The sequence below is a fragment of the Flavobacterium hiemivividum genome (assembly GCF_004349145.1).
GTDB lineage: Bacteria > Bacteroidota > Bacteroidia > Flavobacteriales > Flavobacteriaceae > Flavobacterium > Flavobacterium hiemivividum.
Map to the genome: position 1 here is coordinate 299,444 of NZ_SMFO01000002.1, position 18,100 is coordinate 317,543.

The following is an 18,100-nucleotide window of genomic DNA, read 5'->3' on the forward strand; positions in this document are numbered from 1 at the left end:
AAAAAAAACGTTCCGAATTTCGGAACGTTTTTCTATTTATGTAGTTTGTAAATTCAAACTACACTATGAATTTTCAAAACTATTGTTTTGGGTTTTTCATTTCTTTTTCGATCATTTCGTAGAATTGATCAATTTTAGGCAATACAACAATGCGAGTTCTTCTGTTACGAGATCTGTTATCAGCTGAATCATTTGCTACTAACGGTACGTAAGAACTTCTACCTGCAGCGATTAATTGAGAAGGGTTAACACCTAATTCATTCGTTAATACACGAATAATTGAGGTAGAACGTTTCACACTTAAATCCCAGTTGTCAAGTAAGATGTTGTTTCCAATGTACGGAACGCTATCAGTATGACCTTCAACCATACATTCAAAATCTGGTTTGTCATTTACAACTTTAGCAACTTTAGCTAAAACTCCTTTTGCTTTATCAGTTACGTTGTAACTACCGCTTTTGAATAACAATTTGTCAGCTATAGAGATGAATACAACTCCTTTTTCAACATTAATTTCAATGTCTGGATCATTGAATCCAACTGTTCTTTTTAGACTTGTAACTAAAGCAAGTGTAACACTGTCTTTCTTAGTTAACGCGTCTTGCATTCTAGTAATTTTTAAATCTTTTTCTTTGATTGACTCTAATGCTTTTTCAATATTTTCGGCACCTTTAGTAGTCAATACAGTCATGTCCTTAGAAGTACTGATCAACGTTTGGTTGTGGTCTTTTAAACCAGCAACTGTTGCTGTAAGGCCTGCTTTCTCTTCTAGACAAGAATTCAATTTTACGGTACAACTATTCAATAAGTCTTGAGTTTCTTTGTTTTTCGCTTCTAGTTCGCTGTATTTCTTTTTAGAAACACAAGAGGTTAAAAGGGCTAGTACTGATAAGGCAATTACAATTTTTTTCATAAATTTAATGTTTAGTGAATTACAAAAATAGTTTTAATAAAGTTAATAAAATAGATAATTTAATGTTAAAATTAATTAACAAATACCTTGCCACCATTAACAAAGTATTGGAAAACGATGCTTTTGAGCTTGTAATACTTCTTACTCTGGAAAGTCCCTCTTTTTTTGTAAGTGTTTGAAAATAAAGTATAAAAAGAATAATGAGCTTTCATAATTGCTGTAAAATGCGAAAATTTACCTTGTAAAATAAATTGTATACCCGCTATTCCGTCTAGTACCATACGGACAAATAAAATACCAAACAAACTTTCCTTTGGTAGGTTCTTGGTTAACATTAGTAATGAATTTCTGAAGTTCAAGTAGGTTTTCATTGGATGTCCTTGTTTTAAAGTAGCACCACCCACATGATACACTAAGGATTTGTAGTTGTATTTTATGCTATATCCCTTATTGATAGCACGCCAGCATAAATCGATTTCTTCCTGATGAGCAAAAAATTCATCGTCAAATCCATGCAATTCTTTAAAAACATAACTTCGGATGAAGAAACAAGCTCCTGAAGCCCAAAATATTTCTCTGTCCTGGTCGTATTGTCCTTGGTCTTTTTCGATGGTATCAAAGACACGACCACGGCAATAGGGATATCCATATTTGTCAATGAAGCCACCAGCAGCGCCAGCATATTCGAAATATTCTTTATTTTTAAAATCTAAAATTTTAGGTTGTACAATCGCAGTTTGAGGATCGTTTTTAAAAGTATCGATAACAGATGACAACCAGTTTGCAGTTACTTCTATATCTGAATTTACCAAAGCATATATTTCAGCATCAACGTGTTTCAGCGCTTCATTATATCCTTGAGCAAAACCAAAGTTCTCGCTATTTTTTATGATTTTTACAGTAGGATAGAACTGTTCTATATATGACACGGACTCATCTGTAGAAGCATTGTCTGCAACATAAATAGTGGCTTCTGGCGAAAATTCGATTATTGAAGGTAAAAATTGCTCTAATAATTGTACACCATTCCAATTAAGGATAACGACTGCTATATTCATTTTGATTATTTAGATCCTATATTCAGGGAGTTCAGACAGAAATTGGTATTTCTCGTTTTCGAAATCCATTTGGCAAAAGTAGTGATTCATTCCGTTGGTTACCATCAAATATTCGGCTTTCATTGTCATGTTGTAACGTGCTATTTGGTCAAAGGTTGCTTGGGCAATTTTTATTTCGGGAGCTTTGCATTCGATTAAGACATCTATTGAACCATCGTTCTTAAATACGACCACGTCATATCTCTTGCGTAAGCCGTTGACTTTAAGTACTTTTTCTACATTAATCAGGGATTTCGGGTATTTTTTTTCTTCCAATAAAAATCGAACAACATGCTGGCGAACCCATTCCTCGGGAGTGAGAATGATAAATTTTTTCCTAATTTCGTCAAAAATAGACACTTTATTTTCGCTATTTTTGAAGCGGAAAGTATAAGAAGAAAAATCCAATTGCTGCATCAGGCAAAAATAATTAAAATGTTTAAAGTTTACCGCTTAAAGTTAGGGTTATTTACAAAGATCTAACTGAATACGACAACTAAAGACTGAATACTCAAAAAAATGGACGAGGTTATAAAAATTCTGAATGATATTAAAAGTGGGAACATCAAACCAATTTATTTTTTGATGGGTGAGGAACCTTACTATATTGATATTATATCAGATTATATTGAAAAAAATGTCTTGTCTGAAGAAGAAAAGGGATTTAATCAAACCGTTTTGTACGGTAGAGATGTTTCTGTCGAAGACATTATTTCTACTGCAAAACGCTATCCAATGATGGCTGAACGCCAAGTGGTAATCGTAAAAGAAGCGCAAGAGTTGACACGAACGATTGACAAGTTGGAAAGTTACGCCGAGAATCCAATGCCTTCTACCGTTTTAGTGATTTGTTATAAGTACAAAACATTAGATAAACGTAAAAAAGTAACCAAGGTACTGGGGAAAAATGGGTTAGTTTACGAAAGTAAAAAATTATATGAAAATCAAGTTGGAGATTGGATAAAACGCATACTGGCTAGTAAAAAATATACGATCGAACCCAAAGCTAATGCAATGCTTGTGGAGTTTCTGGGAACAAACCTAAGTAAAATAAATAATGAGCTTGAAAAGCTACAAATTATTTTACCCAAAGGAAGTGTAATCACCCCTAAAGATATTGAAGAAAACATCGGGTTTAGTAAAGATTTTAATGTGTTTGAACTCCGCAAAGCAATAGGGGAAAGGAACCAACTAAAAGCGTACACTATCGCTGAAAATTTCGCCAATAATCCAAAAGAGAATCCGATGGTCGTTACTACCAGTTTGGTTTTTGGTTTTTTTATCCAATTACTAAAATACCACGGACTGAAAGATAGAAACCCGAAAAATGTCGCATTAGTTATTGGAGTCAATCCATTTTTTCTAAAAGAATATGATGTAGCGCTTAAAAATTATCCAATGAAAAAGGTGAGTCAGATTGTGGCTTCCTTGCGGGATATCGATGTGAAAAGTAAAGGAGTAGGAGCGAGTTCTATGTCAAATTCTGACTTATTGCGAGAAATGCTCTATAATATATTCAATTAGTATTTATATATACGATATTTGCACTGAAAAAAACAGACTTTAATTATGGGAATGAATAAGAATACTATTTTAGGATGGGCTACTTTTATAATGATAATAATGGGTTTACTTTTAATAGGTCTTGGCGCATTTAGATACAGCGATGTTTCTGGATGGGGATTTGCTGCTGTTGGCGTGGGATTCTTAGCAAATGCGTGGGTTTTTAGCTCACTTAAAGGCCGATTATAAAATCGCGTCGAAAAAAAATGCTGTAAAAAAAATAGATTTTATATATTAGAAGAAGAAAAGCACTGTGGAAATAGTGTTTTTTTTATATAATATTACATTAAAAAAAAATAGAATTGTTTATGTGGAAAAAATTATCAATAAAATCGCAGTTAATATTAATTCTATTGATTCCATTTTCAGGGTTAATTTATATCACTATTTCAAATATAAATTTCTCTGTTGAGCATTATAAAAATATTGATGAAAGTTTAAAAAATGTTAAAAATATAGCTGCATTATCAGAAGGTATTGAGTTGATTGGCAGCGAGCGCGGGTTGGCTAATTATTCTTTTTTTGATACAAATAAAAAGAACGATTATTTAGAAAGCAAACATAAAACGAATGAATGGTTTTTAAAGAATGATATTAAAGATACTTTAATCTTTACTGATCTTAACAAAGCTCATACAAGAATTTTAAATCTGCGAGAAAGTATTAATGATAAAATTGAAGATCCTGTCACTACTTTTGTTAAGTACACAGAAGTTAACGAAAGTCTCATTAATCTAATCGATAGAGAAATTATTTATAGTAAAAATGTTAAAATTTCCGCACTTGCAAATAATTATAGCAGTTATGTGATGTTGAAGAGAGCAGCATTATTAAAAAGAGCTGTAGTACTGCAAACTTTAATAGATAAAACGAATAATAGTGCATTAATAGATTTGTACTTTCAGTCTAAAGTATATATTAGAACTACTGAATTCAAATTGTCAAATTATAAAAATGATCTTCTAAATGCAAAGCTGATTGAATTTAGAAACTCTAAAAATTATGTGTCTTTTAATAACGCCGCACAAGATATTATAAGTAATAAATTGAATTATTCCCCTCATGAATGGTGGAAAGGGTCCTCGAATATTGTAAAAGACATCGCTAAATTAGAAAAAGATAATTTAGATTACATTGTAAAATTTGCTAGTAATGAAAAAGCATCAGCATTAAGAGGTGTCATAATTTTAGTCTCTATTCTTTTACTATTTCTAGCAATAACTTTTATTTTATTATATAAATTAGTCAATCAATTATCTGGCTCGTTGTATTTAATGTCTACAACAATAAGGAAGATATCAGAAGGAAAAATTATACGCAACCCTACTTTTTCAGGAAATATTGAATTTCAAGATATTAGTGATTCCTTTAATCAGATGTTAGTAGGAATGAAAGAGCAATTAGAGTTAGCATCAAAAATTAGTTCAGGACAGTATGGAACAAAAATTAGCCTAAGAAGCCAAAACGATACTCTCAATAAGTCAATGAACGTAATGTCTCTGGAACTAAAGAGGATGGAAGAAGATTCTATTGAACTTAACAAAATGAAGGAGAGTATAAGCAAGATCAATAATTCTATATTAGAATCAACAGATTTAGAGGAATTTGGAAAAAAAATATGTCATACTCTTGTCGAGCAAACCGAAGGTTGTCAAGCTAATTTTTATATAATTAATGCTACTAAAGATAGCAATCAACTTTATAAAATAGGGGGCTATGCTGACCATAAAAACACTCCTGCTGTTATTAAGATCGGGGAAGGTTTAGTAGGAGAAGTTGCCTCGTCAAAACAACAAAGATGTTTGAATAACTTGCCTAATACTTATTCCTACTTAGCCTCTTCTCTCGGCGAAACGCCCTATTTTAATGTATTGATTACACCTGTTTCCTTTCGAGATAAAGTTATTGGTGTGATCGAAATAGGATCTTTGGAAAATTTTAGTGATGATCATAAAGTACTTTTAAAAACGATTTCAGATTCAATAGGAAGTGCAATTGAAGTTTATGTGCGCAACGAAGAATTGAAAATTTCTGTCGATGAAATTAATCGGAAAAATAACATACTTCAAGTACAAGAAGAAGAACTAAGACAAAGCAATGAAGAGTTAAATAAGCAATCTATGTTGCTGCAACAATCGGAGGAAGAACTCAAGAATCAAGCAGCAGAATTAGAGCAAACGAATTCCTATCTGGAAGAAAAAGGGCGTGAACTTGAACATAAAAACCATGAAGTTGTCATTAAAAATGAAGAGCTAGTTATTGCGCAAGAAGAATTGAATATTAAAGCCGAGGAAATTGCGCAAGCAAGTAAGTATAAGTCTGAGTTTTTAGCTAATATGTCTCATGAGTTAAGGACACCTTTAAATAGTATTTTGATTCTGTCTGACCTATTAAAAGAGAATAATTTAGGAAATTTAACAGATCCACAAATTGATAATCTTTCGGTAATCAATTCTTCGGGTAAAGATCTACTAAATCTAATTACTGATATTTTAGATATTTCTAAGATTGAGGCTGGTAAAGTCGAAATTTATAGTGAAGAATCCATTGTCGAAAGAGTCTATTCAGACATGGATGGCTTGTTTAGAGCACAAATGGAAAAGAAAAATATTGAGTTAATAACAAGCATTGCTGAAGACTGTCCTAGAAAATTATTTACTGACATTGGAAAATTAGAACAAATACTCAAAAACTTTTTGTCGAATGCATTAAAATTCACTCCTGAAAACGGTAAGGTTTCATTACGTTTTTCATCTGGTTCAGGCAATACTGATTTTACTTCAGAAACATTGACTAAACTGAAATCAGAGGACGTATTATCCATTTATATTGAGGATAATGGGATTGGAATATCGCAAGAAAATAAAAAGAAATTATTTCAAACATTCCAACAAGCAGATAGCTCTACAAGTCGAAAATACGGTGGGACAGGATTAGGTTTATTCATTTCTAAGGAATTAGCGATACTGCTAGGTGGGGAAGTTAAATTTGAAAGTGAGATAAACAAAGGAAGTGTATTTAGTGTGCATATTCCAGCAAATTTCCAAGATTATAAAGCTGAAAAATTAGAATCTCATAGCGCTAATAAGGTAGATTCAATAAGGATAGAAACCCCAATATCGTCGGAAGCTGTCGTAGATTTATCAGAAAATCTTAAGGATGATAGAGATTTGGTTTCGATTGATGACAAAACCATATTAATAATTGAAGATGACGCTTCATTTGCAGACGTATTGTTGCAAGTAGCCCATGATAATGGTTTTAAGGCAATAGTTGCTTATCAAGGAGAAACAGGGTATCAATATGCAAAAAAATACAAGCCAAAGGCTATTATTCTAGACATGAAATTACCCGGAATTGATGGCTGGACGGTATTAAAATGGTTAAAAGAAGACAAAGATTTACAACACATTCCTGTTCACGTTATGTCTGGGATGAATAGAGAAAAATTAGCCAAAGAAATGGGCGCTTTTGATTTCTTAATCAAACCTATTACTACAGCTAAACTAAAGAATGCTTTTGAATCTATCGATATTCAGATAAATAAGGTATTTAAAAAAGTATTGATTTTGGAAGATGATGTAAGTCTTAATTATTCAATAAAAGAGCTAATTCATAACTGTGATCGAAATGTAATTTGTGTTCAGGCACATACCTTTAAAGAAGCAGAGCATATTTTGGCAAACGACGATATTGATTGTGCTATTATGGATATTGGTTTACCTGATTCTAAGAACATTGCAAACATTGCAGCACTTAGAACAGTATCAAAAAATAAACAGATTAATATAATTGTTAATACAGGACAATCCTTGACCGATGAAGAACAACTAGAATTACAAAATAGTGCAGATAGAGTTGTTATAAAAACGAGTAATGTTACTGAAAGATTAAAAGATGAACTACTGTTGTTTCTAGATACTGTGGAGACTTCGAATAAAAAAGTGAATAAAACAGTCTCGAATTTATTGGGAGGAGAAGTTCTCAAGGACAAAACAATTTTGATTGTTGATGATGATATTCGAAATATATATGCGCTTTCAAGTGCTCTAACAACAAAGGGAGCTTCGATTTTAACCGCATTCAACGGAATTGAAGCACTTGAGGTTTTAAAAAATAACGCCACTATTGATATTGTCCTAATGGATGTTATGATGCCAGAGATGGATGGTTTTGAAGCAACCCGAAAAATTAGAGAAAATCCAAAATGGAAAAATCTTCCTATTATTGCACTTACTGCTAAGGCGATGAAAGGGGATCGGGAAGAAATATTAAATGCTGGAGCTTCTGATTATCAGTCTAAACCTATAGATATACAGCAGCTTATTTCTTTAATTAGTATATGGGTATATAAATAGATGATTGAATTTAATGATATTGACGAAATAGTTTTTTTGATAAAAAAACAATATGGTTACGACTTTGAAGGCTACTCGCGAGCATCCTTTCTTAGACGTATCAATCGTTATATGCAGCTTTCTGGAATGGTTAATATAGTTAATTTGAAGAATGATTTGATAAACTATCCTGAAAACTTTAATACTTTCATAAACGAAATAGTCGTGAATGTTAGCGAGTTTTTTAGAGATCCAGATTTTTTTAGTTCGTTGCTAACTAATGTTTTTCCGTATTTAGAAAGTTATCCTAAGATTAACGTATGGAGTGCAGGTTGCTCTTTTGGTGAAGAAACCTATTCATTAGCAATCTTATTAAAAGAACTTAATTTATTAAATAAATCGAGGATATATGCTACAGATATTAGTACAAATGCACTAGATAGATCTAAAAAAGGAATATATTCGATAAAAGATTTTAAAGAATATTCTAATAATTATTTTTCATCTGGGGGAAAAGAATCCTTGAATAAATATTTCGTATCTGACGGAGAAAAAACGATTATAAATTCAGAATTAAAAAAAGATATTTTATTCTCTAGACATAATCTAGTTACTGATGGTGTTTTCAAAGAATGTCAGCTTATTCTATGCAGGAATGTATTAATTTATTTTAATGAAGAATTACAAAATAAAGTTCTAGAGCTTTTTTATGATAGTTTACCAGTTCATGGTTTTCTAGCACTTGGAAATAAAGAGTCATTGCGTTTTAGTTCTATAAATGATAAATTTAAAATTATAGACAGTAAACAAAAAATTTATCAAAAAATAAAATGAGAATAATTATCATTGGTGGTTCAGCTGGTGCTTTCAATCTTATATTATCTATACTCAAAGGATTAGATAAAGAGATTGATATTCCTATTGTATTGGTTCTACACAGACTAAAAAATGCAAAAACGATACTCGAAGATTATCTGCAGCTAGAATCTCATTATAAAGTTAAAGAGGCTGAAGATAAAGAACTTGTCAAAGCAGGACATATCTATACTGCTGCATCGAACTATCATCTCTTATTAAATGAAAATTTAAGCTTTTCATTAGATGTCTCAGAAGAAGTCAATTATAGTAGACCATCTATTGATGTTAGTTTTGAATCTTTTTCGTTTGCCTTAAATGAAAAATGTTGTGGAATTTTATTGTCGGGAGCGAATCAAGATGGAGCAATAGGTCTAAAAATGATTGCTGAAAATGGAGGAAAAACGATTGTACAAGATCCTAACGAAGCCGAATTTTCATCGATGCCACTTTCGGCAATTAAAATATATAATAATCATATAGTGTGCACACTAAGCAAAATAATAAAAAATATAAATAATTATGCCAAATAAAAAACATACTCTTTTATTAATTGATGACAAGCCTGAAAATTTGATGGCTTTAAAGAGTATTCTTGATCAACCAGACAGAGAAATCATCAGTTGTTTGTCAGGAAATGAAGCGTTACAAGTATTACTTACTAAAAAAGTTTCGTTAATACTGGTTGATGTTCAAATGCCTGATATGGATGGTTATGAGTTTGTTGAAATCATAAAGAGTCACCCAAATACGGTCTCTATCCCAACTATTTTTGTCACGGCAATAAGTAATGAACAAAAGTATTTGTCTAAAGCATATGATTTAGGAGCCATTGATTTTTTATCCAAACCTTTAAACACTGAAATTACTCGAAAAAAAGTGGAGTCATTTCTAAAAATTTGGGAATACGATCAAGAGCTAAAAAAATTAAATGAAGTATTAGCTCAAAAGAATGAGGAACTAGAACAATTTGCTCATATCATTGCCCATGATTTAAAGACGCCATTGGGAAACATGCAAATTTTAATAAATTTAATTGAGGAAGATTATAATCTTGAGCTTAACGGTGAGGTTGCAGAACTATTTAGTATGGTGAAAAAATCTTCAAAAAGCATGTCAAAATTAATTGAAGATTTACTTTATTACAGTAAAAATGTGCGAAATAATGAGGGTAAGGAACTAGTTAATATCGAAATTGCAATTGATGAAATTTTAAAACAGACAAATCAGTTAACAAATATTCAAATTGAAAAAGAAAATTTGAATCATAATATTCTTTTTCAACCTCTGGCTTTTCATCAAATCGTTTCTAATATTATATCAAATGCAATTAAATATAATGACAAGGAAGTTTTAAACCTTAAAATCTCTTTTGATGAAGAAAATTCCTCCTTATCAATTAAAGATAATGGCCCAGGTATAAATGATAAATACCATGATAAAATTTTCGAGATGTTTCATACATTGGGTAAGAGTTTTAATGGCGAAAGCAGCACAGGTATTGGCTTAAATTTAGTTAAGAAGCTTGTAGATCGAAACGATGTTTCAATACAAGTTAAAAATAATAAGGATGTAGGATGTGACTTTGTGATTTCAAATTTTGAACTTATTGATTAAAAGGAGTAGGATTTATTGAATTTTATTTCAAATTAGCACAAACATTATGATTGATTCATTCTACTTTAAAGAGTCTTTCTTGATAAAAATATAATACCTTTGCACTTCAAAAATTTATTAATTTTGTGTGCGATAATAGTGGTTTAAAAAGAATTGTATTCTAATTAAAAGACTATTATTACTTAAAAACAATTAAAAAAATAAGATATGTCAGATGATAAAAAAGTAATTTTCTCAATGTCAAAATTGAGTAAAACGTACTCAAGTAGTGATAAACAAGTATTAAAGAATATATATTTAAGTTTCTTTTATGGGGCTAAAATTGGAATCTTAGGTCTTAATGGATCTGGAAAATCATCTTTATTAAAAATAATTGCTGGTGTTGATAAAAACTATCAGGGAGATGTTGTATTTGCACCGGGATATTCAGTTGGATATTTAGAACAAGAACCAATTCTTGACGATAGTAAAACGGTTATCGAAATTGTTCGTGAAGGTGTTGCTGAAACGATGGCTGTTTTAGAAGAATACAACAAAATTAACGATTTGTTTGGTCTTCCAGAAAACTATGAAGATGCGGACAAGATGGACAAACTAATGGACCGTCAGGCGGCATTACAAGACAAAATCGATGCATTAGGAGCTTGGGAAATTGACACCAAATTAGAAATTGCAATGGATGCTTTACGTACGCCAGATGCAGATACACCTATAAAAAACCTTTCTGGAGGAGAACGTCGTCGTGTGGCTTTATGTCGTTTGTTATTGCAACAACCTGATGTTTTGCTTCTTGATGAGCCTACGAATCACTTGGATGCAGAAAGTGTATTGTGGTTAGAGCAACATTTAGCACAATATGCAGGAACAGTAATCGCTGTAACGCATGATAGATACTTCTTAGACAATGTAGCGGGTTGGATTTTAGAGTTAGATAGAGGAGAAGGTATTCCATGGAAAGGAAACTATTCTTCTTGGTTAGACCAAAAATCAAGCAGAATGGCTCTTGAAGAAAAAGTAGCTTCTAAACGTAGAAAAAACTTAGAACGTGAGTTGGACTGGGTTCGTCAAGGTGCCAAAGGACGTCAAACGAAACAAAAAGCGCGTTTACAGAACTACGATAAAATGCTTAATGAAGATCAAAAAGCATTAGACGAGAAATTAGAAATTTATATTCCTAATGGACCACGTTTAGGTACTAATGTAATCGAAGCTAAAGGAGTTGCTAAAGCATATGGAGACAAATTATTATATGATAATTTGAACTTTACCTTGCCACAAGCTGGAATTGTTGGAATCATCGGACCAAACGGTGCTGGTAAATCGACAATTTTCAGAATGATCATGGGCGAAGAAAAACCAGATGCAGGTGAATTTGTTATTGGTGATACAGTAAAAATCGCTTATGTTGATCAAGCGCACTCCAATATTAATCCAGATAAATCGATTTGGGAAAATTTCTGTGATGGTCAAGAATTAATTATGATGGGCGGTCGCCAAGTAAATTCTCGTGCTTATTTAAGTCGTTTCAACTTTGGAGGAAGTGATCAAAACAAAAAAGTTTCAACATTATCTGGAGGAGAGCGTAACCGCTTACACCTTGCGATGACTTTGAAAGAAGAAGGTAACGTTTTATTACTGGATGAGCCTACCAATGACTTGGATATTAATACTCTTCGTGCTTTAGAGGAAGGTCTGGATAATTTTGCAGGCTGTGCTGTGGTGATTTCTCACGACAGATGGTTCTTAGATAGAATTTGTACACACATTCTTGCCTTTGAAGGAAATTCTGAAGTTTATTATTTTGAAGGTGGTTTCTCTGAATATGAAGAAAATAAGAAAAAACGTTTAGGTGGGGATTTAACTCCAAAACGTTTGAAATACAGAAAACTAATAAGAGGATAATATCAATTTGTTTTCGATATTTACAAAAGAGGATGCTTCGCGGCATCCTCTTTTTTTATGCATAACTAGCTTAAATTTATTTGTTTTTCAATAGCTGTTTGATTTCTCTTTTGGACATTTCTTTTGTTATGATAGATTCGTTGTAATCAACTGTGAAGCTATTTTTAGGGATTATTTTGATTGCTCCTGCTGCAGTATAAAAGTAAGGAGTTAAATATACGTGCGGAGTTTTAGATGCTCTTAAAGATTTAGAGCTTTCAAACATTCGATTTTTATCGAAATAGTAAATGCTAAAGTGTAAAATATAATTTTCATTATTGAAATTTGCCAATGTCCCCAACATGGTGTTAGGATATACAATATCTCCTAATTTTACCTTGAAACTGTCTTTTTTAAATCCGCTGTAACTGGCATAAGTTCCGTCTTCGTGTTCGATTTGAATACTATTGGTCTTGCTTGTATAAAGCATCTTAGTAATAGTGTCATTTTGAAATTCATTTTTAAGGTTAACAACTATTCCTTTTCGCATAGCAAAAACGGAATCAACTGTTTTACTATTTGTAGAATATGATTTCCAACTTTCAGGTTTTTCGGCCCCAAAATACTTTTCATTCAAATTGCTACTTTCATAAATAGTAATTTGCGTTCCTTTTTTAAACGGAAGTAAATATTGAAATAAACGATCTACTTTTGGTTCTGAATTTCCAAAAGCATAAGAAGTTTTATAGCCGTAACCAATTCCCAGTTCGCCATTGGTAGGCTTAAGTGACAATAGTCTTCCTGAATTACCTTCTACAACTTGTTCATGATGTAGCGAAGTACTAGTATTACTCAAGCTATTAAACTCCATTTTCACAGTATAACTTCCCGGTTTGTTTTTCGTATAAAAAAAATCTACACTTTTATTGTCATTTCGAACCGAAGTTACTTCGACAGTACGGTCTTGAGCTTGTAACGGAGTAGCGCAACTTACTACAATTAGAATTATAGAAGTAATTAATTGGTAATGATTTTTCATTTATATTTAAATTTAGCTTGGTTTTTTCTAGTAGGTTACGAATGAGATTAGATTAAAAATTTCCTTGTATCCGTAAACAATTAAAACTAGAAATTATATTACGCACACATCACACACATTCTAATGATGTATGGTAGGATAAGTAAATTTAGGAAAATATTAGAATTAAGTGTAAGAAAAAGATTCTTTTATTGACTTAAAACAATTAATTTGAGGGAGTCCTTGTTGAATTGAAAAAAAACAAGGTTCAGGGATAAATAATTAATTTATCTGAAGATCTTTAAATACAGGAAATTAGGGAGTGTATCATTTCAGCATTTTTTATAACAACAAAGGGATGCCCATTTCGGCATCCTTATTATGTTGCATTTACAATTATATTCAGTGGTTTTTAGGATTTAATCTATGCGGATTAAAATCACATTTTCAATCACTTTAATTATAGGTGGTTTATTTCTTTTTCTTGTCGTTGTTCATTAAAAGCAAAACAGTAGCTACTAAGGCTAGACATACAAAACCAAACCCAAAAACAATAATTATCGAACCGCTATCCCAAGTAATAAGTGCTATATTTTTCATGTATATTTTAAATTAAAAATCAAAAATATAGATTTTGAAAGTGATGTAATATGATAAAAATCAGTAAATCGAAATTTATACTAAAAATTTTACTTTTAGTTCGGGAGTTGGGATCATACAACTCTCTTTTTTACCATACCATTTGTATCTGTTTCTAGCAATCCAATCGTATATTATGTCACTAAATGAGTTGGGTAAAAACTTAAATAGTGCTAGTAAACTATAGAAAGAGCCAAGTTTAGAAGCAATTTCTAAAGCCGCTTCCGATTTGTAGTAATAAGCTATTCCAGGTTCGTAAAGTATTATACTATCTGTATTTTGTTGGTCTACTCCAATGTGCTTACATATTTCCACTCCCAAATCAGATTGTAAAGCAACAAAACGAAATAGATCTTTTTTATCGTGTTTTATGATTAATTGTACCGCCGAATTACACAAATTACAAACGCCATCAAAAAGGATAATTTTTTTTTCTTTAGGTATCTTTAATAGTGACGGAGAAATCTCTTTTGACATATTTAGTAGTATTAATTTAACTTTCATTGCGAGGCACGAAGCAATAGCATAACGTATATAAACAACAAAAATTCTTTACTAGGTTTGTCGATGTACTCTAGTGAGTTTGCTTCGTTCCTCGCAAAGACGCTATATCCTGAACACTGATTACTTCTTCTTCATCGCTTCCACCAGTTCCAGTTCATCTAAGCTGACTTTCGAGGTAAACATGCCGTAATTTACAGTTGCTTTATTCTTTTCTATACTGTCAATACTTCCCACAGCTTTTCCGTCGAGCATGCGCACACGATCACCTACTCTTAAAATAGCCTTTACTTTTTCGACTACGGGTTTTAGCTTCTTTTCCTTCTTTTCTTTCCTAATTTCCTCTACATGAACCGTCACTTCGGCAACGACTTCTTTCTTCTTGGCTACGATAGCTTTGGCTTCTTTCGGAGTGGCTTTCTTGCGTTTTGAATTCTCAATTTCGATGATTTTCAAAAACTCACCAATAAGGTCTTTTTTACTTTTATTATTAAAATATTTCTCGGCAATGTCTTCAATTTTCTGGCCTATGTAAATTGTTTTTTGATTACTGTCATACAATTCCTGATAGCTTTCTAGTTTTTGTTTGATTTTGACATTGATCGTTTCCATTTTCTTTCCTTCCTCACGCGCTTTGGTTTCTTCTTCTTTTAGCGTTTGTGAAGTCTTTTCCATCTTTGAGCGTTCCTTTTGTAAGGTCGCAATGGTTTTGTCAAAACGCACTTTTCCAACTTCAATTTTTTTCTTAGCACGATTGATTAGACTAAAAGGAATTCCATTTTTTAGAGCAACTTCAAAAGTAAAAGAACTTCCTGCTTGGCCTAATGCCAACTTATACATAGGCTCCAATGATTTTTCATCAAACATCATATTAGCATTCGTCGCAAAAGGCAACTCATTGGCTAGAATTTTTAGATTCGAATAATGAGTTGTTATTATTCCAAAAGCTTCCCTATGGTAAAATTCTTCGAGGAAAATTTCAGCCAAAGCACCACCCAGTTCTGGGTCAGAACCTGTACCAAATTCATCAATCAAGAACATCGTTTTCTTATTGCACTTCTTTAAGAAGTAGTTCATGTTCTTTAGTCGGTAACTGTATGTACTTAGGTGATTTTCAATAGATTGATTGCCTCCAATATCTGTAAGTATTCTATCGAACAGAAAAGTCTCAGAGCGTTCATGCACTGGAATCAACATTCCAGACTGCAACATCAATTGGAGTAATCCAACTGTTTTTAAAGATATTGTTTTACCACCAGCATTAGGTCCAGAAATCACAATTATTCTGTTTTCTTGCTTCAGTTCAATGGTTTGCGGATGCGTAATTTGCTTCTTTTGTTTGTTGTTTAAATACAAAATAGGATGGTAGGCATCTCTAAAATAAAGACGTCTTTCTTCCGTAATCGTAGGCATTATACCATTGATTCGATTCGCATATTTTGCTTTGGCAGCAATAACATCAATATCACTAAGGAAATCCTGATATTGGATTAATAAGGGCAGAAACGGACGAATATCATTTGATAATTGTTTTAAAATTCGCGTAATTTCTTCGGCCTCTTCGTATTCTAAATTACTTAATTCACGAGAATATTTCAAGGTTGCTTCTGGCTCGATATAGGCGATACTTCCTGTTTTTGAACTTCCTAAAATGGATCCTTTAACCTTACGACGGTACATCGCTAGAACCGCCAAAACTCTGCGGTTTTGAACGAAACTTTCCTTGATATCATCCAAATAACCCAAACTGTTGTATTGTGTCAATGCCACACCAAAACTCTGGTTGACTTTTCCGCGAATTAAATTGATATCTCTACGAATATTTAATAATTCTGGAGAAGCATTGTCTTTTATTTCACCATATTTATCAACGATCGCATCAACAGAAGTGATAATTTCCTTGGTAAACTCAACTTCTAAAGCTCTGGTATTTAGGTGAGGGTAATAGTCATCGAATTTTTTGAAATAAGTCAATAAAAAATTCACCGTTGAAGACAAGGTGGCGATTTTTCTAAAACTACCTACTTCAAGAAAGCTATCCTCTATTGCCAGAAATTTAATTTCGTGAGTTATAGCATCAAAACCATGATTTGGAATCGCATTGTTATTTTGAAAGGAAGAAACATATTCAGATGTTTGCAATAAAGCTTGCATCAAGGTTTCTTTGTCTCTAAAAGGTGTGATTTCTAGTGCTTTTTGTTTCCCAATGTCGGTATTACAGATCTCTGAAATAGTTTCGAGAACGGTTGGGAATTGTAAATCTTGTAAGGTCTTTTCGGTAATGGATATCATTTTATACGGTACGTTCTAAAAGGCTCAAAGTTACAAAGTTTCCCACTAAAAACGGTTTACTTTTTTGTGTAGTTTGCGAAAAACTTTGCGAACTTTGCACTTAAAAATATTCTATGCAAATCAACCTTAAGCCCGAATGGCAAACCCTTTTGGCCGACGAAATTCAGAAACCTTATTTTAATGAATTAGCGGTGATCGTGGAGGAGGAATACAAGATTCACGCCTGTTATCCGCCAAAAGAGTTGATTTTTGCAGCTTTTAATCGCTGTTCATTTTCAGATGTGAAAGTAGTGATTATTGGTCAAGATCCGTATCATGGAACTGGAGAGGCTAATGGCTTGTCTTTCTCGGTGAATGATGGAGTAAGAATTCCGCCTTCGTTGCGTAATATTTTCAAGGAAATCAGTGCCGATTTTGACCATATTTTTTTGCCAACATCGGGTAATTTAGAAACCTGGGCTGAGCAAGGTGTTTTACTGCTAAATGCTTCGCTAACCGTTAGAAAAGACAGTCCAAACAGTCATAAACATTTGAAATGGAATCTATTTACAGATGGTGTAATTCAAAAAATTTCTGAAGAAAAGGACAATGTAATATTTATGCTTTGGGGCGGATTTGCTCATAAAAAAGGAGCTAAAATTGATAGAAATAAGCATTTAGTTTTAGAATCGGGTCATCCCTCACCGATGAGTGCTAATCAAGGAAAATGGTTTGGAAATAAGCATTTCACTAAAGCAAATTCGTATTTGAGGGATAATAAAAAAAAAGAGATTGATTGGATTTTCAATAATGGAAGTCTTTTTTAATAGACCTTTAAAATACTATAAGTTGATATTTATATTCATTTACAGTTCGTTAAGCAAAAAATAATCATGTGTTCTAACAAAATTCAATTTATTTTTCCTTAAATTTATGGATAACTAAAACTAACCTATATGACTGTAGATCAAATATTAAAAGAGAAAGGGCATGAAGTTTATTCAATAGTTTCCACTATTACGGTTTATGAAGCTTTAAGAATAATGGGCGAAAAAAACGTGGGAGCAATTCTGGTGATCGAAGATGATGTTTTAAAAGGAATTTTATCCGAAAGAGATTACGCGAGAAAAATCGTTTTGAAAGACAAAGCTTCCAAAGATACCTTTGTTCATGAAATTATGGGCGAGGAGATTATTAGTGTAAAACCAACGGATAACATCGAATATTGTATGGATTTAATCACCAATAAAAGAGTTAGACATCTACCTGTTTTATTAGATGAAAAAGTTGTTGGTATAGTCTCTATTGGTGATGTGGTTAAATCAATTATTGAATTACAAAAAAATACGATTGATCACTTAGATTCTTATATCCACGGTACTAAAGCTTAATTATACCTAAATTTATA

16 protein-coding genes are annotated in these 18,100 nt (G+C 32.2%); 9 read left to right on the forward strand and 7 right to left on the reverse strand.

Annotated features, from left to right (window positions below):
* Positions 1–79 precede the first annotated feature (79 nt).
* The 3 genes from E0F98_RS05325 to E0F98_RS05335 form a co-directional block, all read right to left on the reverse strand.
* Positions 80–913 carry an OmpA/MotB family protein gene (locus E0F98_RS05325; RefSeq protein WP_132109580.1) on the reverse strand — a complete coding sequence of 278 codons (834 nt, stop codon included), beginning with the start codon at positions 911–913 and terminating at the stop codon, positions 80–82.
* 71 nt (positions 914–984) lie between these two features.
* Positions 985–1,971 (reverse strand): glycosyltransferase family 2 protein, encoded by a 987-nt coding sequence (locus E0F98_RS05330; protein ID WP_132109581.1) that lies wholly within the window; start codon positions 1,969–1,971, stop codon positions 985–987.
* 9 nt (positions 1,972–1,980) lie between these two features.
* Positions 1,981–2,427: a type I restriction enzyme HsdR N-terminal domain-containing protein gene (locus tag E0F98_RS05335; protein WP_132109582.1), complete on the reverse strand. Its 447-nt coding sequence runs from the start codon at positions 2,425–2,427 to the stop codon at positions 1,981–1,983.
* Positions 2,428–2,529: 102 nt separating this feature from the next.
* Here E0F98_RS05335 and holA point away from each other — a divergent pair, with 102 nt between their 5' ends.
* The 7 genes from holA (at position 2,530) to ettA (ending at position 12,284) form a co-directional block, all read left to right on the forward strand.
* Entirely contained in the window at positions 2,530–3,534 is a 1,005-nt protein-coding gene (gene holA, locus E0F98_RS05340) for a DNA polymerase III subunit delta (protein ID WP_132109583.1), read from the forward strand.
* A 45-nt stretch (positions 3,535–3,579) separates the two neighbouring features.
* Entirely contained in the window at positions 3,580–3,762 is a 183-nt protein-coding gene (locus tag E0F98_RS05345; RefSeq protein WP_132109584.1) for a CAL67264 family membrane protein, read from the forward strand.
* A gap of 119 nt (positions 3,763–3,881) precedes the next feature.
* Complete coding sequence (locus E0F98_RS05350) at positions 3,882–7,931, forward strand: response regulator (protein ID WP_132109585.1); 4,050 nt, start codon at positions 3,882–3,884, stop codon at positions 7,929–7,931.
* Positions 7,932–8,744 (forward strand): CheR family methyltransferase, encoded by an 813-nt coding sequence (locus E0F98_RS05355; protein WP_132109586.1) that lies wholly within the window; start codon positions 7,932–7,934, stop codon positions 8,742–8,744.
* Positions 8,741–9,298, forward strand: a complete 558-nt coding sequence (locus tag E0F98_RS05360) for a chemotaxis protein CheB (RefSeq protein WP_132109587.1) — start codon at positions 8,741–8,743, stop codon at positions 9,296–9,298. Before E0F98_RS05355 ends, E0F98_RS05360 begins: the two co-directional genes overlap by 4 nt.
* Complete coding sequence (locus tag E0F98_RS05365) at positions 9,288–10,382, forward strand: hybrid sensor histidine kinase/response regulator (protein WP_132109588.1); 1,095 nt, start codon at positions 9,288–9,290, stop codon at positions 10,380–10,382. The genes E0F98_RS05360 and E0F98_RS05365 overlap by 11 nt, the downstream gene beginning before the upstream one ends.
* Positions 10,383–10,589: 207 nt before the next feature.
* A complete protein-coding gene (gene ettA, locus E0F98_RS05370) occupies positions 10,590–12,284 on the forward strand; it encodes an energy-dependent translational throttle protein EttA (RefSeq protein ID WP_132109589.1) in 1,695 nt (564 codons plus the stop codon).
* A 76-nt stretch (positions 12,285–12,360) separates the two neighbouring features.
* On the opposite strand, the gene E0F98_RS05375 is transcribed toward ettA, so the two are convergent.
* From E0F98_RS05375 to E0F98_RS05385, 4 genes are all read right to left on the reverse strand, one after another.
* Positions 12,361–13,302, reverse strand: coding sequence for a peptidoglycan DD-metalloendopeptidase family protein (locus tag E0F98_RS05375; protein ID WP_132109590.1), 942 nt, complete (start codon positions 13,300–13,302; stop codon positions 12,361–12,363).
* Between the two features lie 450 nt (positions 13,303–13,752).
* Positions 13,753–13,881: a hypothetical protein gene (locus E0F98_RS16250; protein ID WP_262708993.1), complete on the reverse strand. Its 129-nt coding sequence runs from the start codon at positions 13,879–13,881 to the stop codon at positions 13,753–13,755.
* A 75-nt stretch (positions 13,882–13,956) separates the two neighbouring features.
* Positions 13,957–14,397: a thiol-disulfide oxidoreductase DCC family protein gene (locus E0F98_RS05380; protein ID WP_132109591.1), complete on the reverse strand. Its 441-nt coding sequence runs from the start codon at positions 14,395–14,397 to the stop codon at positions 13,957–13,959.
* Between the two features lie 147 nt (positions 14,398–14,544).
* Positions 14,545–16,713, reverse strand: a complete 2,169-nt coding sequence (locus E0F98_RS05385) for an endonuclease MutS2 (protein ID WP_132109592.1) — start codon at positions 16,711–16,713, stop codon at positions 14,545–14,547.
* A 113-nt stretch (positions 16,714–16,826) separates the two neighbouring features.
* On the opposite strand from E0F98_RS05385, the gene ung reads away from it, so the two are divergent.
* A complete protein-coding gene (gene ung, locus E0F98_RS05390; RefSeq protein WP_132109593.1) occupies positions 16,827–17,519 on the forward strand; it encodes a uracil-DNA glycosylase in 693 nt (230 codons plus the stop codon).
* 129 nt (positions 17,520–17,648) lie between these two features.
* The gene (locus E0F98_RS05395) at positions 17,649–18,083 is read left to right on the forward strand and encodes a CBS domain-containing protein (RefSeq protein ID WP_132109594.1); all 435 of its coding nucleotides are present in this window, start codon (positions 17,649–17,651) and stop codon (positions 18,081–18,083) included.
* Positions 18,084–18,100: the final 17 nt, after the last annotated feature.